Source organism: Hymenobacter sp. DG25B, from assembly GCF_000801315.1.
Lineage (GTDB): Bacteria > Bacteroidota > Bacteroidia > Cytophagales > Hymenobacteraceae > Hymenobacter.
The window spans coordinates 2,855,005-2,874,779 of record NZ_CP010054.1 but is presented as its reverse complement, the minus strand read 5'-3'; the positions used below and the strand labels follow the sequence as shown (position 1 = coordinate 2,874,779).

The 19,775-nt window shown below is 57.7% G+C and carries 22 protein-coding genes; 13 read left to right on the top strand and 9 right to left on the bottom strand.

Annotated elements, in window-relative coordinates; translation table 11 throughout:
* Positions 1-6: 6 nt before the first annotated feature.
* Positions 7-1,128, bottom strand: a complete 1,122-nt coding sequence (locus tag PK28_RS12395; RefSeq protein ID WP_044517017.1) for a TlpA disulfide reductase family protein — start codon at positions 1,126-1,128, stop codon at positions 7-9.
* A gap of 275 nt (positions 1,129-1,403) precedes the next feature.
* Between PK28_RS12395 and PK28_RS12390 the strand changes: the two genes are divergently transcribed.
* The gene (locus PK28_RS12390; RefSeq protein ID WP_156126371.1) at positions 1,404-2,483 is read left to right on the top strand and encodes a DUF5694 domain-containing protein; all 1,080 of its coding nucleotides are present in this window, start codon (positions 1,404-1,406) and stop codon (positions 2,481-2,483) included.
* Positions 2,484-2,627: 144 nt separating this feature from the next.
* Here PK28_RS12390 and PK28_RS12385 read toward each other — a convergent pair whose 3' ends face one another.
* Positions 2,628-3,572: an NmrA family NAD(P)-binding protein gene (locus PK28_RS12385; protein WP_231576150.1), complete on the bottom strand. Its 945-nt coding sequence runs from the start codon at positions 3,570-3,572 to the stop codon at positions 2,628-2,630.
* A 228-nt stretch (positions 3,573-3,800) separates the two neighbouring features.
* On the opposite strand from PK28_RS12385, the gene PK28_RS12380 reads away from it, so the two are divergent.
* Both PK28_RS12380 and PK28_RS12375 read left to right on the top strand, forming a co-directional pair.
* Positions 3,801-4,166 (top strand): glyoxalase superfamily protein, encoded by a 366-nt coding sequence (locus PK28_RS12380; protein WP_044514269.1) that lies wholly within the window; start codon positions 3,801-3,803, stop codon positions 4,164-4,166.
* 311 nt (positions 4,167-4,477) lie between these two features.
* Positions 4,478-5,032, top strand: coding sequence for a GAF domain-containing protein (locus PK28_RS12375; protein ID WP_044514267.1), 555 nt, complete (start codon positions 4,478-4,480; stop codon positions 5,030-5,032).
* Here the strand turns inward: PK28_RS12375 and PK28_RS12370 are convergent.
* Positions 5,029-5,859, bottom strand: coding sequence for an ion transporter (locus PK28_RS12370; protein WP_044514265.1), 831 nt, complete (start codon positions 5,857-5,859; stop codon positions 5,029-5,031). The genes PK28_RS12375 and PK28_RS12370 overlap by 4 nt on opposite strands.
* A gap of 206 nt (positions 5,860-6,065) precedes the next feature.
* The gene (locus PK28_RS12365; RefSeq protein ID WP_044514263.1) at positions 6,066-6,782 is read right to left on the bottom strand and encodes a 3-ketoacyl-ACP reductase; all 717 of its coding nucleotides are present in this window, start codon (positions 6,780-6,782) and stop codon (positions 6,066-6,068) included.
* Positions 6,783-7,032: 250 nt separating this feature from the next.
* Here PK28_RS12365 and PK28_RS12360 point away from each other — a divergent pair, with 250 nt between their 5' ends.
* From PK28_RS12360 to PK28_RS12330, 7 genes are all read left to right on the top strand, one after another.
* The gene (locus PK28_RS12360; RefSeq protein WP_044514261.1) at positions 7,033-7,461 is read left to right on the top strand and encodes a hypothetical protein; all 429 of its coding nucleotides are present in this window, start codon (positions 7,033-7,035) and stop codon (positions 7,459-7,461) included.
* 204 nt (positions 7,462-7,665) lie between these two features.
* A complete protein-coding gene (locus PK28_RS12355; protein WP_048825968.1) occupies positions 7,666-8,094 on the top strand; it encodes a BLUF domain-containing protein in 429 nt (142 codons plus the stop codon).
* 403 nt (positions 8,095-8,497) lie between these two features.
* Complete coding sequence (locus PK28_RS12350) at positions 8,498-8,689, top strand: cold-shock protein (protein ID WP_044514260.1); 192 nt, start codon at positions 8,498-8,500, stop codon at positions 8,687-8,689.
* A 183-nt stretch (positions 8,690-8,872) separates the two neighbouring features.
* On the top strand, positions 8,873-9,706 hold the full coding sequence (locus tag PK28_RS12345) for a phosphatase PAP2 family protein (RefSeq protein ID WP_044514259.1): 834 nt from the start codon (positions 8,873-8,875) through the stop codon (positions 9,704-9,706).
* A 78-nt stretch (positions 9,707-9,784) separates the two neighbouring features.
* Positions 9,785-10,720 (top strand): citrulline utilization hydrolase CtlX, encoded by a 936-nt coding sequence (ctlX, locus tag PK28_RS12340; RefSeq protein WP_044514258.1) that lies wholly within the window; start codon positions 9,785-9,787, stop codon positions 10,718-10,720.
* 182 nt (positions 10,721-10,902) lie between these two features.
* Positions 10,903-11,565 (top strand): dienelactone hydrolase family protein, encoded by a 663-nt coding sequence (locus tag PK28_RS12335; protein WP_044514257.1) that lies wholly within the window; start codon positions 10,903-10,905, stop codon positions 11,563-11,565.
* Between the two features lie 10 nt (positions 11,566-11,575).
* Positions 11,576-12,226 (top strand): phosphoribosyltransferase, encoded by a 651-nt coding sequence (locus PK28_RS12330; RefSeq protein WP_044514255.1) that lies wholly within the window; start codon positions 11,576-11,578, stop codon positions 12,224-12,226.
* Positions 12,227-12,250: 24 nt separating this feature from the next.
* Here PK28_RS12330 and PK28_RS12325 read toward each other — a convergent pair whose 3' ends face one another.
* The 3 genes from PK28_RS12325 to pncA form a co-directional block, all read right to left on the bottom strand.
* The gene (locus tag PK28_RS12325) at positions 12,251-13,771 is read right to left on the bottom strand and encodes a malate:quinone oxidoreductase (RefSeq protein ID WP_044514253.1); all 1,521 of its coding nucleotides are present in this window, start codon (positions 13,769-13,771) and stop codon (positions 12,251-12,253) included.
* A gap of 90 nt (positions 13,772-13,861) precedes the next feature.
* Entirely contained in the window at positions 13,862-14,398 is a 537-nt protein-coding gene (locus tag PK28_RS12320) for a 2'-5' RNA ligase family protein (protein WP_044514251.1), read from the bottom strand.
* 1 nt (position 14,399) lies between these two features.
* The gene (gene pncA / locus PK28_RS12315; RefSeq protein WP_044514250.1) at positions 14,400-15,026 is read right to left on the bottom strand and encodes a bifunctional nicotinamidase/pyrazinamidase; all 627 of its coding nucleotides are present in this window, start codon (positions 15,024-15,026) and stop codon (positions 14,400-14,402) included.
* A 290-nt stretch (positions 15,027-15,316) separates the two neighbouring features.
* Here pncA and PK28_RS12310 point away from each other — a divergent pair, with 290 nt between their 5' ends.
* Together PK28_RS12310 and PK28_RS12305 are read left to right on the top strand one after the other, a co-directional pair.
* Positions 15,317-15,859, top strand: coding sequence for a cupin domain-containing protein (locus tag PK28_RS12310; protein ID WP_044514248.1), 543 nt, complete (start codon positions 15,317-15,319; stop codon positions 15,857-15,859).
* Positions 15,860-15,956: 97 nt separating this feature from the next.
* Positions 15,957-16,355, top strand: coding sequence for a YkvA family protein (locus tag PK28_RS12305; protein ID WP_044514247.1), 399 nt, complete (start codon positions 15,957-15,959; stop codon positions 16,353-16,355).
* Here the strand turns inward: PK28_RS12305 and PK28_RS12300 are convergent.
* Positions 16,352-17,881, bottom strand: coding sequence for a T9SS type A sorting domain-containing protein (locus tag PK28_RS12300; protein WP_044514245.1), 1,530 nt, complete (start codon positions 17,879-17,881; stop codon positions 16,352-16,354). The two genes, PK28_RS12305 and PK28_RS12300, sit on opposite strands and share 4 nt — an antisense overlap.
* A gap of 162 nt (positions 17,882-18,043) precedes the next feature.
* On the opposite strand from PK28_RS12300, the gene hutI reads away from it, so the two are divergent.
* Positions 18,044-19,306, top strand: a complete 1,263-nt coding sequence (gene hutI, locus PK28_RS12295) for an imidazolonepropionase (RefSeq protein WP_044514242.1) — start codon at positions 18,044-18,046, stop codon at positions 19,304-19,306.
* A 9-nt stretch (positions 19,307-19,315) separates the two neighbouring features.
* Here the strand turns inward: hutI and PK28_RS12290 are convergent, their stop codons facing one another.
* A complete protein-coding gene (locus tag PK28_RS12290) occupies positions 19,316-19,693 on the bottom strand; it encodes a DUF423 domain-containing protein (protein WP_044514240.1) in 378 nt (125 codons plus the stop codon).
* Between the last annotated feature and the right edge of the window lie 82 nt (positions 19,694-19,775).

The following is a 19,775-nucleotide window of genomic DNA, read 5'->3' as shown; positions in this document are numbered from 1 at the left end:
TTGGGCTTACTTGATAAACTGCGCCAGCGTTGTCTTCAGCGCATCGCCGCGCAGGTTGGTGGCCACTATTTTGCCGCTGGGGTCAATCAGGAAATTCTGCGGGATGCCCTGCACCTGATAGAGCCGGGCGGCCTCGTTCTGCCAGCCCAGCAGGTCCGATACCTGCGTCCAGGTCAGGTGGTCCTCCTCAATAGCTTTTACCCATTTGTCGCGGGCATTATCTTTGTCGAGGGATACGCCCAGGATATCGAAGTTGCGGCCTTTATATTCGTTGTACACCTTGGTCACGGCCGGGTTTTCGGCTCGGCAGGGGCCGCACCAGGAGGCCCAGAAATCTACCAGCACGTATTTGCCGCGGTAGTCGGCAAGGGATACGATTTTGCCGTCGGGCGTTTTCTGGGAGAAGTTAGGCGCCTGGGCGCCAATGGCTACCAATTTTATGCGCTGTAGCATCTCGCCGTACTGGCGGGCAGGCGCGCTGTTCTTCAGTGCCGGACTGAGCGCCTCAAAGAGCGGGGCCACCTGCGCATACTGCGGCTGCTGAACCTGCAGAAGCGTGTTCAGGCTTACCCAGGAAGCCGGGTTGGCTTTGATGAAGGCCAGATGCGCTTGTTCGTAATCCTTGAAAATAGCGGCTCCCTTCGCCTGCATCCGCTCCTGAAATTCGGGCGTTTGGCGCTGCTGTTCCGTGGCCTTACCGTATTCGGCTCCCATGGCTTGTATTCTGCTGATCAGCGGTTTCCGGCTGACTTCCAGCCGCTGAAAGTCCTGGTTTACCGCGCCCCCTTTCACGGTGGCATGCACCAACGAATCGGGGCTGGTGAGCACCACGGGAGCCGCCTCCAGATATACCCGTTTGCGGTCAGTGGAACCGGAAAAGGCATTGCTGAGCCGGCCGTTCCGCTGCACCACCAGTTCGGCTTCTCTCGGAATATCAGTAGTGCCCTTCAACTCAAATGCCCCGTTGCTAAAGGTGGTGGAGTCCATTACCAACGTGCCCCGGAGCAGGTAAATTTTAGCCGGGGCAGAGAGCTTCCCAATCTTGCCTTTGAGTGTGTAAGGGACGGGGTTTTGGGCGTACGCCAGAAAGGGGGCGGCGACTAAAAGCCCCAGCAGAATTTTCTTCATAGATAGAAAGTAGAAATAAGGGAAATAACCAGCGGAAATGTAGCCCATTATCACCTTCCAAAGAACAAAGCAGAAAGAAAAAGCCCAGCCCATGCAGGTAGCATTGCTTTCGAACCAAAGCATTCTGAGAGCCGATCAGTCAAAACCCGATGTAGCAGAATAATAAGCTGACTGAAATGCAGCTAGCGGTGCAGCTTGGGTAACCACAGCAGGATTATATCCCTATCATTGGTCCATCAAACGTGTTTAAAATCTCATTTCCTACATCACTATTCATGTATAAATGCTTATTCCTTCTCTGGTTAGTACTGTGCGGCGCGGCCAGCCCGCTGCTTGCCCAAAGGCCCCTGGAAGTGCTGCTGGTGGGTACTTCCCACTACAATGGCGACCCCGACTCCGCGTATCGGCCCATTATTAACAAGCTGAAAGCCTACCGACCCAGCATGGTGTTTGGAGAGTATCTCTCTGCTACCGATGCGCAGCAGGCCCCAGCCGGCGAATATGTAGGGGTGCCTTTCCAGCGCCGCCCGCAATACATGAAGCGCCGGGAGCTAACTACTGCACCACTCACAGCGAAAGTAGCCGCTACGGCCCGACGCCAGCTGCGCAAAAAGCCGCAGCTCCACCACCAGCGCATTGATCTGGCCCGTCACTACGCCTTCACCAACGACCGGGGCAACACTGAGTACCAGCTGTTTTTGCTGGAGCAAACCTTCAAAAATGACCTCAGCCCCGCCGACCAGGCTTACTACCTGCAGGCCTTTGGCTCTGCTGATTCCCTGCGGAAAGCCGCCAAAATGGTGCGTCCGCTCACGGAGTACCACAAAATCTTCTTCCCATTGCTGCAGGAGCTGGGGCAGGACTATATCTATGCCATGGATTGCCAGCGCTACAGTGAGCCCTTTGAGGAAGCCTCCGGCAAGGCATACACCCAGTTTATGGCTTTGCAGGCCGCCTTCAAGCAGGATTCTACTACCGCGCAGGCCGCTACCTTTCGCCGGATTGCCGCCATTAAGCCGGCCTATTTTGCCTATCTGGAGGCCCCGGCCACCCAGGAGGCCACTTACCGGGCCATGAACATGCCCGAAATGGGCACGCTCTCGGATCAGCTGAATTTCTTTGGCGATGAGCCCCTGTACGGCGCGCCGGGCTTTCCTACCCAGGATGTGCAGGCCATGAAAGCCCAGTGGACACTGCGCAACCAGGGTATGTGTGATAATATCGTGCGGCAGGCGCGGGCCCGGGGGGCCAGCCGGGTGGTAGTGGCCGTGGGCTCAGCGCATACTATGGTGATGCAGCGCTTACTGCAAAACATGCCCAAGGTGCGCGTAATCACCTATAACGATCTGCCGTAAGGAAACAGCTGGTTGTCCGGCTATAGTAAGAAAGGCCCGCCCGCATCTATAATGTGGGCGGGCCTTTCTTACTATAGCCAATTGGTGGGCTTATCCACTGCCACTGATAGGAAATAGGAGAGAAGCTAACTTCGCAGCAACTGCCTATGCGCTGGTTTTTTTGGCCAGCACCTCACGCACCGAAGTCCACCGGATATCCGGGTAGCGGGCGTTATCCAGCGGCTCCAGCTTGGGCAGGCCGCTGAACATGTTGTGCAGGTATTGCATGCCCTGCCAGGGTGGGAATACCTCGTTGCTGGCGGGCATCAGGGTTTTGGTTATTTTGATGACGGTACCAAAAGCACCCAGGCTCCCCACGCGGAACAGCTTAAACGGCTGGCCGGTTACGGCGCTGGCGGTGGCTTGCAGGTCCCGGATGCTGGCTACTTCCCCGGCTACGCGCAGGAAGCGGGGCGTGGCGGCATCCAGGGCAGCCGCGGCGGTAAACTCGGCGGTGTTCTGCATGGTGGTAAAGTCCAGGGGCTGGTCGGCATTGCCCCAGTACACCACGCGCTTCGGGCCAAACAGAATAACGGAGGCCTGGCCGGTGAGCAGATCCGTGAACATGCCGTTGAGAATGGAGGTAGCCCGGATAGGGGCTTTATCGAGGTGCCGCTGAAACTCCCGGCGCAGGTCCAGGTTCCGGTTAGAGCCATCGGGCAGCTTCGTGAAATCAATGCAGTAATCGGAAGGAATAAAGCGCGGTACGCCGGCTGCCACGGCCGCCTGCAGCAGCCGCGTTTGCGCGTCCACAATTACCTCGCGCAGCCCGGAAAGCGCCGACACCACGCAACTGGCCCCCGCGCAGGCCTGCGTGAGAGCCGCTACGTTCTGGTAATCCGCTTCCACCACCGAAACGCCCTGCAACCGAAGCGAAGTGGCCTCGGCGGTGGCGCTGGATTCCGGGCGTACCAAAGCCCGCACCGTGGCTCCGCGCTGGCGGAGGAAGTGGGCAATGAGCAGGCCCAGGGCGCCGGTAGCGCCGGCCAGCACAATGGTGGTGGGCGCGGAATAGGTGCCGTGTGGAGTGGTGGTTTGCTGCTCGGCCAAAATCAGTGCTTTAAAATTTTGTGAGATATATCTGTGTGTCGGGGCGAAGAAGTTGATGCTCCATTGGCCAACTCAACTTAGCACCACCGCAAAAGTTAGGGCCTTTTGTAAAATTGTACACCGGCTTTATGAATGGGCCAGCCAAAAGACCTTTGTTCCCGGAAGTCTTCTTTTCTCATTCCCGGCCGGAGGCAGGCTCACTTAAAAAAGTTCTTTACTTTGGGCGCTATGCCTACACTAGTTCCCATTCTGCGTATTTTCGATTACGCTAAAGCCATGGAATTCTACGTCGATTGGCTCGGCTTCGCAGTAGACTGGACCGATCAGCCGACCAATGCTCCGGCATATGTACAGGTGTCGTTAGCGGGCGTGGCGCTGAACCTCTCGGAGCACCACGGCGACTGTAGCCCCGGTGCCCGCATTCGGGTAATAGAATTTGCGGGGCTGGCGGAGTATCACCAACAGCTGCTGGAAAAAGACTACCGCTATAACCGCCCCGGCCTGCGCGTGCCCGCCTGGAATGCCCGGGCACTGGAAATGGAAGTCATAGACCCCTTCGGAAACCGGCTAACTTTTACGGAGGTGCCTGGTTAAGCCAGTAGCTGTGCGGGTGTGCTCATTCCGGCCATTTCTCCGGGCCTGTTTATGGGACGTGCCGCGCCGGTGGGCCGCCGGTTTGTATCTGATTTTTGTAGCGGCGCTGGTAACTTATTTTTTCCTGGGACAATCCTATGCTGCAATGGCAGTCTACGGGCAGCAGCGTGGGTTTTTTGCGCTAACCAGCTCGTCTGTAGTGGGTTTATCGCAGTAGCCCAGGTATAGTAATATACCATTAGGTGTGTGTTTGCCAGGTTTAGAATTGGTATATTAACCCTGCTATGAACCCATACTAAACGCCCAATGGTATGAACGATACTCAAACTGAAACCGCCCGCATTACCGCCCTCAAACGCTACGACATTCTGGACACCCCCGCCGACGGCACCTTCGACCGGATGACAGCCCTGGCCGCAAAGGTGTTCAACATGCCCATCGTCATCATCAGCCTCGTCGATACGGACCGCATCTGGTTTAAATCGCACCACGGCGTAGACGTGCAGCAGATAGACCGGGTACCCGGCTTATGCGCTTCCGCTATTCTCTCCGATGATCTTTATATCGTAGAGGATGCCCGCCAGGATCCTCGCTCTCTGGTAAACCCGCTGGTGGCCGGTGAGCTGGGCCTGGGTTTTTATGCCGCCGCCCCACTTACCACCCACGATGGCCACCGGCTGGGCACGTTCTGCATCATCGACCAAAAACCACGCTACCTGACCGAGGCCCAAAAGCTGATGCTGCAGGATATGGCCGCTATTGTGATGGATGAAATAGAGCTGCGCCTGGCCGTGCGCACGGCCATCGGCGAAAATGCCCAACGCACGGCCGAGCTCCGGAAATTCAGAGAAATCACGACTTCTTAAAGTTTCTCGCCGCAGTGCCAGCAATAGGCAGCGTCCGGGCGGTGCCCGTCGGCCTGGCACACAGGGCACCGTTGCTGCTTGAAAGCGGCCGGGGCCGGGGCTGGCAGGGCCATGTGCGCCGAGACGATACCCGTGGGCACGGCTATAATGGCGTAGCCCATAATCATGAGCACCGAGGCCAGCGTTTGGCCCAGCACAGTTACGGGCGAAATATCTCCGTAGCCTACTGTGGTAACGGTTACTACGGCCCAGTAAATGCTCACAGGAATGCTGGTGAAGCCATTCTGCCCGCCCTCAATCACATACATTAGGGTGCCCACCACAATAATCAGGGTAAATACCGCCGTCAGAAATACCAGAATCTTGAAGCGGCTGGCCTTGAGGGCGGCCGTGATAAATTCGCCCTCGCCCACAAAGCGGCCCAGCTTAAAAATGCGGAATACCCGCAGGAGCCGCAGCGTGCGGATAACCAGCAGATAGCGGCTGCCCGGCACCAGTAAGGATACCAGCGTGGGCGCAATGGCCAGAAAATCAATAATGCCCAGCCAGCTCAGGGCGTAGGAGAGGGGCCGCCGCACTACCAACAGCCGCATAATATACTCTACGAGAAACAGCGCCGTAAAAAACCACTCCACGGCCTGCAGATAACCTCCGTAGCGGGCGGCAATGCTCGCTACGCTTTCCAGCATCACGGCCAGCACACTCAGCACAATGGCCAGCAGCAGGATAATATCGAAAGTTCGGCCAGCCGTTGTATCCGATTCAAAGATGACGTGGAAAGCGTTTTGCTGCCACTTAGCGGCTTTTTCGCGCGGGCGGATGTCCATAACAGTGCAGGAGTGTGCTACGCAATGCCGTAGCTATTCAGGAGTCCTAACTTACACAACAAGCTTGTTTCGCGGCGTAGCCTTTCGCGGCCGTACTCTTTTATCAGGAGCGGTGCCCAGGTCAATAAAGCCCCCTTGAAACACAAAAGCCGGCCCCCGTCACGCAGACAGGGGCCGGCTTTTGCAGCATAGGTTTCTACGGGTTTCTACGGATTGGTAGACCACATGCCGGCTTCTTTAATAAAGATGCGCCGGTTGAGCTTTAGCTGGGCAATCATGAATTCAGCCAGGTCTTCGGGCTGCATTACTTTCTCAGGGTTGCCATCGGTAAGCTTGTTGCTGATGGCCAGCTCCGTAGCCACGGTGCTGGGCGTGAGGGCCGATACCCTGATGTTCTGCTTGCGCACTTCCTGCATCAGGGACTCCGTGAGGCCCAGAATGGCAAATTTGGAGGCACTGTAGGCGCTGGTAGTGGCTGCCCCGCGCTGCCCGGCCGTGGAGGCTATATTAATGATGTCGCCGGTTTCGCGGGCTATCATATCCGGCAGCACGGCGCGGGTGGCGTAGTAGGTGCCCATCAGGTTTACCTGCACAATATGCTCCCACTCGGCGGGCGGCATATCTACCAGCCTGGCAAACGTGCCAATGCCGGCATTATTGATGAGAATATCAATGGGCCCCAGCTGGGCTTTCACCTGCGCTACTGCGGCTTCCACGGCCTCGCGGTTAGCTACGTCGGCGGTTACCACGGCCGTTTTCACGCCCAGGGCCTCTATTTCCTTGGCTACTTCTCTGAGTTGGCTTTCGGTGCGGGCCAGCAGGCCCACGTGTACGCCTTCCTGCGCCAGCGCCAGGGCCACGGCCCGGCCAATGCCTTTGCCCGCGCCCGTAACCAGGGCTACTTTCCCTTTAAGTGATTCCATGTAGTGTGGCGATAAATGAATGTTAGAAGTGTATAACCAGGGCCGGCCGCCAGGGTTGCTTCCGGCGCCGGTTTCTTTGCCCGGGGCCGCGCCGTGGCCTACGGTTAGTTGAAAATCAGGCAGAAAAAAGCGCCGGCAGAATAAGCTGCGGCAAACCGGTAAATGGCGTCTGTATGCTTACTTTGAGCCCGCGCCTGCCGGCTGCCCCCTGCATTGCTGGCTGATTCGCGCATTACCTGGCTAACCCCACATGAAAAAGCTGCTCTCTGAGCGTGCCGCTACCTTCTGCTTGTTGCTTATTCTGGCCCTGCTGGTGGTAATGCATCTGCTGATACTGGCCGGTATTATTCCCTTTGCCCTGGTGTGGGGCGGCCGGCTGCAGAACCAAGCGCAGATGCTGCGTTTCGAAACCGTATCGGTGCTGGTGAATATGCTCCTGCTGGCCGTAGTAGCGCTGCGGGCGGGGCTGCTACGGGTACGTTTGCATCCCATAGCCGGCCGAATTCTGCTGGGGCTGATGGCCGGGCTTTTCCTGCTGAACACCGTAGGAAACCTGCTATCCGCCCACCCTTTTGAGCAAATGGTTTTCACGCCCTTAACGCTGGTGCTTTTTCTATTAAGCCTGCGGCTGGCATGGTATGCCCCCGGAAATAATTCGTTCCCGGCAAACCCATTGTAAGCTTGTTAGTTATACCGAAAAAATGGCAGAGTTTGTTGGGGATTGAAACCGCCGGGAAGATAGAACGGCCTGGAAGGGTTGAAGCAGTTTCTCTAGGTTTTTCGCCGTTGGGTTGATATCTTATAAGAGGCAACCCGGCTGACTAATGAGGTTCGGAAACCACGCCGGCTGCCTGCTGCACCACCCAGGAAAAGGTAAAGGATTATGCACCACATTGTTTATAACAGTTGCGCCGTGGGGCAGCAAACCACCGCCGACCTCACCTTTCTGCTGCAGCAGGCCCGTACCAACAACGCCCAGCTGGGCATTACGGGGTTGCTGCTGTATGGCAATGGCAGCTTTGTGCAGGTGCTGGAAGGGGAGGAGGCCGCCGTGCGGCACATATACGGCGTTATTCAGGAGGACTACCGGCATACCCGCGTGCTCACGCTTTCCGACGGGCCTATTCAGAGGCGCACTTTCCAGAACTGGACCATGGGGTTTCAGCCGCTCTCAGGAGAAAACTTTGAGCGTATCTCCGGCTACATCAATCCCTACCGCTCCAATTTTCTGGACGCCCACCTGCCCGTGATTGATGAGGGCATGCTGGAGCTGCTCAAATCCTTTGTGGAGGATGAAAGTAGCCAGATATAAACCAGCCGCCCTGCGTTGCCGGCTTTATTAACCGGCACTGCCCAAAGTATTTAGTCCAGGCGTCGCGCTGTCTGAGCTAAGTAATTGCGAAGCCTTCAGGCTTACAACGGGATGCATATAATATATTAATAATCAGAAAGATATAATGAAAGCCATGCCCGGCTCGGTAGGTAATTATGCTATATATTATCGGTAATATGAACCTATTGGCGGCCTTGCCCGTTACCCCCATGTCATTCGACGCTGGCTTCCAAAGCTGCCTTTTAAACCGGGCAGAACAAAAAAAAGCGTACGTTTACATTGTTAAAGGCAAAATGCCTCGTGTCACTACCATTCCTTCCGTGTTGAAAAATAGTAGAGTTCCGTTGCCAGTTGCTTCATTTTCACCACTTTCCTAAGCATCATGTCAACAGGAACCGTAAAATTCTTCAATGAAACCAAAGGCTTTGGTTTCATCAACGACGCCGCTACCGGCCAAGACGTATTTGTCCACGTAACGGGCCTCATCGACGAAATTCGTGACAACGATAAAGTTGAATTCGAAGTGGAAGAAGGCCGTAAAGGTCTGAGCGCTGTTAAAGTGCGTCGCGCTTAATTACCGCGAACTTCCTATGAAGTTAAGAAGCATGTCCTTGGGCATGCTTCTTTTTTTGTGCCCCGCCGGCGCGCAAAAGCCCATTGGCGATGAGGAATATGCAGTTGGTACTTGCTTGATAGTGAGCGTGTCAACCCCGCCGGATGCTTCCCCGTTTTAACTTCAGCGCTAATTCCTACAGCTATGAAGTTACTCGCTACGCTCTTCCTCTGCGGCTCCTTGCAGCTGGCGGTGAGTCCCTCCGTCATTGCCCAGCAGGCCCCGTCTCCGTATCATACCCGCTTTGCGGTAGATGCACCCATCACGGCAGGTCTGGGCGCGGTAAGTGGCCTGGGGCTCTATCTGATTTCCCAAAAGCATGGCCCCTCCGATGAGGAGCTGGCCGGCTTAGACAGGAACGCTTTGCCCCGAATGGACCGGTTTGCCGCCGGTAAATACAGCGAGGATGCTATCCTGGTAAGTAATATCCTGTGCTACGGCTCCTTAGCCATGGCGCCGGGCTTGCTGGCCCTAAACTCCGACATGCGGGGCCGTTACGGGCAGGTGGCGGGATTATATCTGGAATCAATGAGTGCCACGGCGGCGTTGTTTACCATGTCGGCCGGCACGGTATACCGCAACCGCCCGTTCCTGTACGGAACCGAGGGACCGGCCAATAAGCGCAAGAGCCGCATTGCCACCAATTCCTTTTTTGCCGGCCACACGGCCCATGCGGCCACCGCCACCTTTTTTGCCGCCAAAGTATTTCATGATTTCCACCCCGACTCCCCGGTCGAGCCATTTGTATGGGGTGCTGCGGCTATCATTCCCGCGGCGGTAGGCTACGCCCGTATCGAAGCCGGCAAGCACTTCCTGACGGATAATCTGGTGGGCTATGCCGTGGGGGCCACCATGGGCATTGTAGTGCCGCAGCTGCACAAAACTGCCGGCCGCACCGGCCTTTCTGTTATGCCTATTCAGGGGCTGAATGCGAATGGCTATTCCTACGGGGGCCTGCTACTAACCCAACGGCTATAATGCAGGCGCGAAGCGAGTAGACGGGTTTTGTGCGGGAAGCTACTTTCTTTGTGACCTAACATCTGGCCAAGCTCCCCCATGCAGTCTGCCCGCACCGTTTTCCTTGTTCGGCCCACCCGTTTTGCCTTCAACCCGGAAACGGCCGCCTCCAACTACTTCCAGCAGACCATGGCGGGCCTGAGTGCCGGGGAAATACAGGAAAAGGCCTTTGCTGAGTTCGATGCTATGGTGGCCGCCTTGCGCGCCCACGGCATGCAGGTACTGGTGTTTGAGGATACCGCCGAGCCGCACAAGCCCGATGCCGTATTTCCCAACAACTGGCTTACCCTGCACCCCGATGGCCGCGTGCTACTCTACCCCATGTGCGCCCCCAACCGCCGCCTGGAGCGCCGCCCCGATATCCTGGAAGCCTTAGGCCAGCAGTTTGCCATCCAGGAAATTATCGACTTCTCAGCCCACGAGCAGGAGGGCCGTTTCCTGGAAGGTACCGGCAGCATCATTTTCGACCATGTGCACCGCCGGGCCTACGCCTGCCTCTCGCCCCGCACCCATGCCGGCTTGCTGCAGGAAGTATGCGCCCGCCTGGGGTACCAGCCGGTGGCCTTTCATGCCTATGATGCGCAGCAGCAGGAAATCTACCACACCAACGTAATGATGTGCATTGGCGCCAGGTTTGCCGTGGTGTGTCTGGAAAGTATTGCCGATATCCAGGAGCGCGCGTCAGTCGTTGATTCTCTTACCGAAACCGGCCATGAAGTGGTGCCTATTTCGCTGGCGCAGGTAGCCAGCTTTGCCGGCAACATGCTTACGCTGCAGCCGGCGGCCGGCCCGGAGCTGCTGGCTATGTCGCAGCGGGCTTTTGATGCGCTCCTGCCCGCCCAGCGGCAGGCCCTGAGCCAGTATTGCCAGCTGCTGCCGCTACCCATTCCTACCATTGAAACCATAGGGGGCGGCAGTGCCCGGTGCATGCTGGCCGAAGTATATCTGCCCGCTTTGCCGGCTCCTGTAGCCTAGCCTGATTTCTTCTTGGCCGGTTAAATTAGAAAAGCAGTTACCCCTGAGCAGGGGCGCTGGCTTATGATACGGCTATCCTTTTAGGTGTCAGGAGTTTTCGGTAACTTATATACGGTGCGGCACGCAAACAGGCAGGGAAGAAGGAGCCGCCAATTCCGGATATACGCAGGCCAAAAACGGACATGACGTACGATTTTCATAAGCTGGTGGAAGTGCCGGTAAACGGGCCCTGGCTGACAGGGGAGCTGATTCTGCCAACCAATGCCCGGGCCCTGGTGATATTCTCTCATGGCAGTGGCAGCAGCCGGCTGAGCTCGCGCAATAACTTTGTGGCCACCGTATTGCACCAGCGCGGCATCGGCACCTTCCTCTTCGATTTGCTCACCAAAATTGAAGACACGATTTATGCTAACCGGTTTGATATTCCGCTGCTGACCCAACGGCTGGTAGCTGCTACCGAATTTCTGGATACGCTGCCATCGGCCGCTGGCCTGCCCTTTGGCTATTTTGGGGCCAGCACCGGCGCGGCTTCCGCGCTGGGCGCGGCGGCACTGCTGCCCAACCGCATCAGCGCGGTAGTCTCACGCGGCGGCCGCCCCGATATTACCGGCCCCGGCCTGGCCCATGTGCAGGCTGCCACCCTCCTCATTGTGGGCAGCCTGGATGCGGAGGTGCTGGCCCTGAATGAAGAAGCCCTGGCCGTGCTACCCGGTACCAAGCGGCTGGCCATTATTCCCAGCGCCACGCACCTGTTTGAGGAACCCGGCGCTCTGAACCAGGTGGCGGAGCTGGCCGCCGACTGGTTCAGCACCTACCTGCTCGCCGTGCCCCAACTCACCAATTAACCTACCTGCCATGTTCCTGAACCGCCAAGATGCTGCCATTCAGCTGGCTGCACAGCTCACCAAGTACCGCGGGCAGGATGGCATTGTGCTGGCTATTCCCCGCGGTGGTGTGCCCCTGGGCTATATTATTGCGCAACGGTTGGGCTTTCCGCTGGAGGTAGCGCTTTCCAAAAAAATAGGCCACCCCAGCAACCCGGAATACGCCATTGGCTCCGTTACCCTGGATAGCGCCGTCGTGAATGAAAATGCAGCCGGGGTGCCGATGCGCTATATTGAGGAAGAAACGGCCCGCCTCCAGGCTAAGCTGCGCGAGAATTTCCGGCTGTTTATGGGCGGCCATACACCCACCAATCTCAAAGGCAAAACAGTGATTGTGGTAGATGATGGCATTGCCACCGGGCACACCATGGTCAGCATGGTGCAGGCAATTCGCAAAAGTCAGCCCGGGAAGCTGGTGGTAGCCGTGCCGGTGGCGCCGCCGCATGCTGCCCACCAGCTCCGGCCGCTGGTAGATGAGTATGTCTGTCTGTCGCAGCCGGAGGGGTTTATGGCGGTAGGGCAGTTTTACGTCGATTTTGAACAGGTGAGCGACGAAGAAGTCATAGCACTATTACACCAAAATGCCGCCTCGGCAACCAACCGGGGCGGCATTGTGCTGTAGCAACGCGCCGAAGCCGGCTGACGCTTACTGCACCGCGGCAGGCATTTGGTTCAGGCCCAGCACGGCGCTGGTATGCGCCCGTAACTCTTCTACCAGCTGAGGGTTGTCGTTCAGCTCCTGCCCGAAAGAAGGAATCATCTCGCGCATTTTAGCCTGCCATTCCGGCGTGGCGGCCTGTTGCGGAAAGCACCGCTGCGTAAGGTTTATCATGATGCTGACGGCCGTAGAGGCCCCCGGCGAAGCACCCAGCAAAGCCGCAATGGAGCCATCGGAGGCGGCTACCACTTCGGTGCCGAATTCCAGTACACCGCCTTCTTTCGCGTCTTTCTTAATAACCTGCACGCGCTGGCCGGCTATTTCTAGCTCCCAGTCGGGGCCCTGGGCGGTGGGCATGTACTCCTGCAGCGCTTCCAGCCGGTCTTCCGGCGACTGACGCACCTGGTCAATCAGGTACTTGGTCAGCGACATATTCTTGAGGCCCGCAATAATCATGGGCCGCATATTACTGAGCTTCACTGAAAGGGGTAAATCCAGATAGGAGCCCTGCTTCAGGAACTTGGTGCTGAAGCCCGCATAGGGGCCAAACAGCAGCTCCTGCTTGCCATTAATAACGCGCGTGTCCAGGTGCGGCACCGACATCGGCGGCGAGCCCACGGACGCTTTACCATATACTTTGGCGTGGTGGCGGGCTATTACCTCGGGGTTCACGCACTTCAGCCACTGCCCGCTTACCGGAAAACCGCCAAAGCCTGCCCCTTCCGGAATGCCCGATTTGATAAGCAGCGGCAAGGAACCGCCCCCGGCCCCAATAAACACAAACGGTGCCCTGATTTTCACTTCGGCATCAGAAGCCAGGTTCTTGGCTTTGATGCGCCAGAGGCCGTCTTCCTTCTGCTTCAGCTTTTCCACCTCGTGGTGGAAGAAGAAGGATACGCCTGGCTTGGCCTGCAGCAGCGTAAACATGCCCCGCGTGAGGGAGCCAAAGTTTACGTCGGTACCCAGGTCCATGCGGGTGGCAGCTACGGGCTGCTGCGGATCGCGGCCTTCCATAATCAGCGGCATCCACTGCATCAGCTCGTCGCGGTTTTCCGAGTACAGCATGCCCTGAAATAGCGGCGACTGTACCAGCGCTGCGTGGCGCTTGCGCAGGAAATCCACGTTTTTATCGCCCCACACAAAGCTCATGTGCGGAATGTGGTTGATAAAGCGGGTGAGCTCTTTTACCTGATATTTCTCGGCCAGGTAGGCCCAGAATTGCTTGGACTGCTCAAACTGCTCGGCAATTTTTATGGCTTTGGATATATCAATGCTGCCATCGGCCTTCTCCGGGGTGTAGTTCAGCTCGCAAAAGGCGGAGTGGCCGGTGCCGGCATTGTTCCAGGCATCGGAGCTTTCGGCGGCGGCCACATCCAGACGCTCAAAAATGGCAATGGTCAGCTCAGGGCGCAATTCCTTGAGCATCATGCCCAAAGTAGCGCTCATAATGCCCGCCCCAATCAATACAATATCGGCGGTGAGCGGTGCGGAGGTGTCTGTAGTACTCATAAGGAAATATCGATGCGTACAGGTTACGGCGAAAGCCGGCAAAGGGGTTGCGGTTATTTAGGCATATACTGCTGCCTGCCCCGGCCGGGCTCAATGGGCTGCAGTAGCATCTGCTTGAAAATCAAAAGAATGTAGCAGTTCCCAGGGCCCGCCCCGGTAGGCCCACAAACGCAGCCCGGTGCCGGTGGCTTCAAAAGGAGTAAACTGACTTTGCAGCTGCTCAAACAGGGCGCGGGCGGTGGCGGGTACCACTTTATTCTGAATGGTAACGTGCGGGCGGCGCCGCTGCATATCCTGCGCCGTGAGGGAGCCTTGCCAATGCTGCTGCAGGCGGCGGTGCAGGGCATCAACCACCGGACTTTCCAGTGCATACGCCACGCCCTGCCCCAGAAACCGCACCCCGGTTACCTCTAGTGGAATGGGCTGTAGCCTGGCACTTTCTGCAGCCAGATGGCTGATAATGTGAGGCAGGTCGGCGCCCGGCAAATGGTGGAACAGGGTGAGGTGAGCGGCAAGGTAATTCCGCTCGGGCGGGAAATGCTGCTGGCGAAGCTGGTTGAAAAAGGTGGTAGCAGCGGCATCCAGCTCCAGCGTAAGAATCAGGGGAGCATCCGGGGCGGCCTGCATGCTACGCTGGCTGCCCAATGGCCAGGGCTTCGGCACTGGTTAAAACCTGCCCGCCCCGCTGGATGATATCGGCCGTGGCCTGGGCAAACCCTTCCTCGGAAATAGCCCGGGTAGCATCGGCCAGCACCACCGTTGCAAAGCCTTCGGCCAGGGCATCCTTGGCCGTGAAATACACGCAATAATCGGCGGCCAGGCCGGCAATGTAAACCTGCGTTACGCCTTTGCCGCGCAGGTAGTGCGCCAGCCCCGTCGACTTCAGGTGCCCGTTATCATAAAAGCCGCTGTAGCTGTCAATTTCGGGGTTCATGCCCTTGCGGAAGATGGCCTCTATGCGGCGGGTATCCAGGGCGGGGTGCAGCTCGGTGCCCGGGGTATCCTGCACACAGTGGTCGGGCCACAGCACCTGGGGCTGGCCGTGCAGCTCAATGGTAGAAAACACAGCCTGCCCGGCATGCGCCGAGGCAAAGCTCTTGTGCCCGCCGGGGTGCCAGTCCTGGGTGGCTACCACCAGCTCAAACTGCGGCTGCAGGGTATTTACCAGCGGAATTATAGCGTCGCCCTCGGGCACGGCCAGCGCCCCGCCGGGCACAAAATCGTTTTGAATATCTATCAGCAGCAAAGCCTTCATAGCAGGAAATCCGGAGTGAGAAGAAGATGGGAATGACGCCAAAAACAATACAAACAGGCCCGAAAGCACATTGTCACTGGCAAAAATAAGCCAACGTGCAAAGGCCGGTTATGTAGAAAGTCTATCAAGTATTAAAAATTGTATATATATTGCTGAACCACATGTATATGTGATAGTTAGAAGATAAACACCAGGCTACCTTTGTACCCTTATTTACCAGTTAATACAAGCCTAAGGGATACTGTGTTTAGATTAGATAGGTTGACTTTTTAGCAGCTGCATACGCATTCATGATTTATAAGGGAAAGGTTATCGAAAACCCGGTGACGGGGCAGAGTATTCGCTTTGTAGAAACGGCGAAAGACTCAGGAGGTGAAAAAGTGGAGGTGGAGGTGATATATCGAAAAAACACCATCCAGTCGTTGCTTTACTACCACCCGCTGCAGCAAATAAGTCTGGAAGTAGCGCAGGGCGAATTGCACCTGCAGCTAAATGATACCGAGCAGGTACTGAAAAAAGGGGCGAAGCTACTGATACCGGCGGGCCAGCCCCACACCCTATGGAATGCCGCCGACCTGCCCACCATTCTGCGCTGGACCGCTACGCCCGCCCTGCGCAGTGAGGAATTCCTGACCTCGGTGTTTCAGCTGGCCCAGGATGGACAGGTTTCCGCCGCCGGCAACCCTACGCTGCTGCAGTCGGCGTTGCTGGTGCACGAGTTCCGGCAGGAGTTTAAGCTGGCGGCACCTGCCCGCTGGCTGTGGTGGACGCTTTTTGCCGTGCTGCGGCCCATTGCGCGGCTTACCGGCCTGCAGGAGGTGCGTCCCCGCTAGCCCTGGTATCTTTGGCGGATTAGCGTACGTAGAGGAGCGTCAAACGTAAACCTGTACCGTGCAGGACTTGCCAACCCGGCCCCGCGCCTGATATTCTATGTTCGCTCAGCTAAAAGCGCAGGCCAGGGCCCTCAAGGCCGAACTGTACGCCCTGTATTATGCCGCCCAGGATGCCCGCACGCCCTGGTACGCCAAGGCCCTGATGGGCTTTACCATTGCCTACGCCATGAGCCCCATTGACCTCATTCCGGACTTTATCCCGGTGCTGGGCTATCTGGATGATCTGCTGATTGTGCCAGCCGGCATTGCTTTAAGCATAAGGCTGATACCGGCCGAGGTAATGGTGCAGGCACGCCGGCGCGCCCAAGAGCAGGCGCTGGAGAAAAAGCCCAATTGGGTAGCCGGCGGTATTATTCTAGCCTTGTGGATAGTAGTGTTGGGCCTGGCAGGGCACTATGCCTACGAATGGTATGTGCACCGGACGCAGAGCCGCTAACGCACCTCAATCTTCTCAGAAATGGCCCGGCCGGCCCTATCCCGGGCAGTGATATAATACAAGCCGGCAGGCAGCCCGGCCGTAGCTATGCGCAGCGGCGTGTGCGGTGCGGGCGCCGGGAGCCGCCGCACTACCTGCCCCAGGCCGTTGAGCAGTAGTACTTCTCCGGCGCCGCCCGTGCCTTCTACCAGTAAAAAATCGTGGGCCGGGTTGGGGTAAGCCGCCCAGGCCGCCGATGCCTGATAAGTGACAGTTTCTACCGGGGAATAGGCCCGTGTACCATCCAGGTCCTCCATGGCCAGCCGGTAAAACAGCTGGCCGGTAGGCGGCGCCATGTCCCGGGCCTGGTAGCGGGCGCCGTGCGCGGAATTAGTGGCCGCAACGGTGGCCACTGCCATCCAGGCCAACCCATCCTGGCTGCGCTGCACGGTAAACTGCCGGGTATTGTCTTCGGAAGCAGTTTCCCATTGCAGCGCTACCTGCCCGGGGGCGGGCCGGGCCGAAAAGCTGATGAGTTCCACCGGCAGCGGCAGTGCCCCGGCAAAGCTGACGGCATCACCGCGGGAGCACCCAAACGCGCCAGGATACGACAGGGCTGTATAGTAGCCGGTGGTGCGGTCTACCCGGAAAATGGTGCCGCTATTGGCCGTTACCACGTAAACGTTACCCACTTTATCTGTGAACATAGAGCCGATGTCCTGGGCACTGGGGGTGGGTATGCGGTTGGCGGCAGGAATCAGGGTGGTGGTAGCTACGGGAGCAGTACCCGGGTTCTTAATGGTCAGATATTTAAACTCCTGCCCCAGGTAGCTGACCAGATTGCCCGAAAAAGGGTCGTACACCCAATCCTGAATTCCGCCTTCCGGCGTGGGCCCACTGCCCCCGGAGCTAATAAATGCCTGCACCTGCAGGCGGAAGTTCTCCACTACCGCCGCCGTGTTTGGCTCGCTGATATCCAGCACCCGCCAGGTAGCTGTTGCGCTGGGCACTGGCAGCAGGGGCACCGTGCCCACGTAAAGTTTTACCATGTCTACCCGCCCGGTGAATATGCTGTAGCGGAACGTGGCTGCCCCCACATAGTACGTAGAAGTGGGGCTACCATCGCCCACAAAATTCAGTGTCTGGCTTAGATAAAAGGAGAATAAGCTTGACGGGGGAACCGGTGGGGGCGCAATGGCGCCAATTTTGGTAGCCTGCGCCGTAGCCAGGTTGATCTTGTATAAGTTAGGGGGCGTCTGAAAGTTATTAATAGTAATGGGCTGCACCACCTGCATGCCGTAAGCCGCCCGCTGGCTGGCATCGGGATTATTGTCATAGCCCAGCGCATTCAGAATAAGCGGCGTAGAGCCCTCCTGAATGGTGCCCACGGTAGTCAGGGTGCCATTGGTGTTTATCTTTTTCAGGATGGATGGGTTGCCGGCACTGGCCGGACACAGAGAGGTAATGGCAAAGCTGTTGGTAGGAAGCTGGGCGAGTAGCTCGCTGCCGGAAAATGCCAAAGCCAGGGTAAGTAATAATTTTTTCATTTTGCGCTCCGCTTACAATTCCACTTACTTCAGCTCCGTCCTGCCACCCGGTTCACTCAACCGTTTCTCATGCCTGCTATACTCATCCTTTAGAGCTAAATATAGGACTTTAATATCATTTTATATAACAATAAAATTCAGATCAGTTTCCTCACTCTTCTCATGCCCTATTCTCTACTCATCCAAAACTGCCGCCAGCTCCTGACTATGGCCAGCGAAACCGGTACCAATCTGCAACCTTTGAGCAGAGAGGAGCTAACAGATTGGGTGCTAATTCCTGATGCCTATATCGGCTGTGAGGGAGATACTATTGTGGCGCTGGGCCCCATGGCTGAGCTGGATTTAGGGCAGATTACGCCAGCTACCACCGTAATAGACGCCGCCGGGTGCGTGGTGATGCCCGGGCTGGTAGAGTGCCACACCCACCTGGTGTTTGCCGGCAACCGGGCCCACGAGTTTCAGCGCAAGCTCCGCGGCGAGTCCTACCTGGATATTCTGGCCTCCGGGGGCGGCATTCTGAGCACCGTGCGGGCCACCCGGGCCGCCTCGGAAGAAGAGCTGCTAACCCAGGCGCTGCACCATCTGGAAGGCTTTCGGCGCTATGGAGTAACCACCATTGAAGCCAAGAGCGGCTACGGCCTGGATAAGGAAACCGAATTGCGCCTGGTGCGCGTGGCCCGCGAAGCCGGCCGCCAGCAGCCGGCCCAGGTGGTTTGCACGTTTCTGGGCGCCCACGTAGTGCCGCCGGAGTTTAAGGGGCAGCCTAAGGCTTACTTAGATTATCTGGTAGCGGAGGTATTGCCGGAACTGCGGGGCGAGGCCGAGTTTGTGGATATTTTCTGTGAAGAAGGCGCCTTCAGTCTGGCCGATGCGGAGGTGTACCTGGCGCAGGCCCGGCAACTGGGCTTCCAGTTGAAAATTCATGCTGAGCAGCTGCATAACCTGGGCGGCTGCGCCATGGCCGCCGCGCTGGGTGCCACCAGCGTAGACCACTGCGACTATCTTTCCGGGGAGGATGCGGCTCAGGTGGCGGCCAACGGCCGTACGGTGGCGGTGCTGTTGCCGCTGGTGCCGCTGTTTCTGCGCCAGCAGCAGTACGCGCCGGGCCGGGAGCTAATCCGGCAGGGAGTGCCCGTGGCCATCAGCACCGATTTCAATCCCGGTTCCTGCCCCAGCAAAAACCTGTGGCTGGCGCTATCGGTGGCCTGCCTGAACATGGGGCTCACCCCCCGCGAGGCCCTGGCCGGCGTTACCCTGAACGCTGCCTGGGCCATAAATCGGCAGGAAAGCATCGGTAGCCTGGAGCCTGGCAAACGCGCCGATATCCTGGTGCTGGACGTAGCCGACTACGAAGAAATACCCTACTGGCTGGGCGAAAACCCGGTGCACAGTGTCATTATTGGGGGGGTGCTCCAGCCACGCTAGCGGAAAGGGCTACAGCTGGCGGGCCGCCACCAGCAGGCTGATCCAGCCCGCAATAAACAGCAGGCCGCCAATGGGCGCTACGGCACCCAGCTTGGTGTAGCCCGTAAAGCACAGCGCGAACAGAGAGCCGCAGAAAAGCACCATGCCGCCCAGCCACAGGCCGGCCGTGAGGCCCAGGCCGCGCAGCTCAGGGCGCGCGGCCAGCAGCACGCCCACGGCAGCCAGGGCCAGCGTATGGTAAAACTGGTAGCGCACGGCCGTTTCAAACGTATCGAAGCGGCCGGCGGCCTCCAGCATGGGCCGGAGCCCGTGGGCACCAAAAGCGCCAATACCCACGCCCAGCGCACCCAGGAAAGCAGCAAGTTGCAGGATCAGACGAGCGGACATAAGCAAGGAATAGAGGGTTCGTATTTAAATTTAATCAGCGGGTGCCAGCCGGTAGAGGGCGCCCATTCAAGCGGCCACTACG

What these genes read in the sequence shown, in the direction of transcription:
- PK28_RS12365 (WP_044514263.1), bottom strand. Translation starts at nt 6,782, where the DNA reads ATGGAATCACTTAAAGGGAAAGTAGCCCTGGTTACGGGCGCGGGCAAA.
- PK28_RS12375 (WP_044514267.1), top strand. Translation starts at nt 4,478, where the DNA reads ATGAACGATACTCAAACTGAAACCGCCCGCATTACCGCCCTCAAACGC.
- PK28_RS12310 (WP_044514248.1), top strand. Translation starts at nt 15,317, where the DNA reads ATGATTTATAAGGGAAAGGTTATCGAAAACCCGGTGACGGGGCAGAGT.
- PK28_RS12395 (WP_044517017.1), bottom strand. Translation starts at nt 1,128, where the DNA reads ATGAAGAAAATTCTGCTGGGGCTTTTAGTCGCCGCCCCCTTTCTGGCG.
- PK28_RS12305 (WP_044514247.1), top strand. Translation starts at nt 15,957, where the DNA reads ATGTTCGCTCAGCTAAAAGCGCAGGCCAGGGCCCTCAAGGCCGAACTG.
- PK28_RS12335 (WP_044514257.1), top strand. Translation starts at nt 10,903, where the DNA reads ATGACGTACGATTTTCATAAGCTGGTGGAAGTGCCGGTAAACGGGCCC.
- hutI (WP_044514242.1), top strand. Translation starts at nt 18,044, where the DNA reads ATGCCCTATTCTCTACTCATCCAAAACTGCCGCCAGCTCCTGACTATG.
- PK28_RS12360 (WP_044514261.1), top strand. Translation starts at nt 7,033, where the DNA reads ATGAAAAAGCTGCTCTCTGAGCGTGCCGCTACCTTCTGCTTGTTGCTT.
- PK28_RS12290 (WP_044514240.1), bottom strand. Translation starts at nt 19,693, where the DNA reads ATGTCCGCTCGTCTGATCCTGCAACTTGCTGCTTTCCTGGGTGCGCTG.
- PK28_RS12345 (WP_044514259.1), top strand. Translation starts at nt 8,873, where the DNA reads ATGAAGTTACTCGCTACGCTCTTCCTCTGCGGCTCCTTGCAGCTGGCG.
- ctlX (WP_044514258.1), top strand. Translation starts at nt 9,785, where the DNA reads ATGCAGTCTGCCCGCACCGTTTTCCTTGTTCGGCCCACCCGTTTTGCC.
- PK28_RS12390 (WP_156126371.1), top strand. Translation starts at nt 1,404, where the DNA reads ATGTATAAATGCTTATTCCTTCTCTGGTTAGTACTGTGCGGCGCGGCC.
- PK28_RS12300 (WP_044514245.1), bottom strand. Translation starts at nt 17,881, where the DNA reads ATGAAAAAATTATTACTTACCCTGGCTTTGGCATTTTCCGGCAGCGAG.
- PK28_RS12320 (WP_044514251.1), bottom strand. Translation starts at nt 14,398, where the DNA reads ATGCAGGCCGCCCCGGATGCTCCCCTGATTCTTACGCTGGAGCTGGAT.
- PK28_RS12330 (WP_044514255.1), top strand. Translation starts at nt 11,576, where the DNA reads ATGTTCCTGAACCGCCAAGATGCTGCCATTCAGCTGGCTGCACAGCTC.
- PK28_RS12325 (WP_044514253.1), bottom strand. Translation starts at nt 13,771, where the DNA reads ATGAGTACTACAGACACCTCCGCACCGCTCACCGCCGATATTGTATTG.
- PK28_RS12350 (WP_044514260.1), top strand. Translation starts at nt 8,498, where the DNA reads ATGTCAACAGGAACCGTAAAATTCTTCAATGAAACCAAAGGCTTTGGT.
- PK28_RS12370 (WP_044514265.1), bottom strand. Translation starts at nt 5,859, where the DNA reads ATGGACATCCGCCCGCGCGAAAAAGCCGCTAAGTGGCAGCAAAACGCT.
- PK28_RS12380 (WP_044514269.1), top strand. Translation starts at nt 3,801, where the DNA reads ATGCCTACACTAGTTCCCATTCTGCGTATTTTCGATTACGCTAAAGCC.
- pncA (WP_044514250.1), bottom strand. Translation starts at nt 15,026, where the DNA reads ATGAAGGCTTTGCTGCTGATAGATATTCAAAACGATTTTGTGCCCGGC.
- PK28_RS12355 (WP_048825968.1), top strand. Translation starts at nt 7,666, where the DNA reads ATGCACCACATTGTTTATAACAGTTGCGCCGTGGGGCAGCAAACCACC.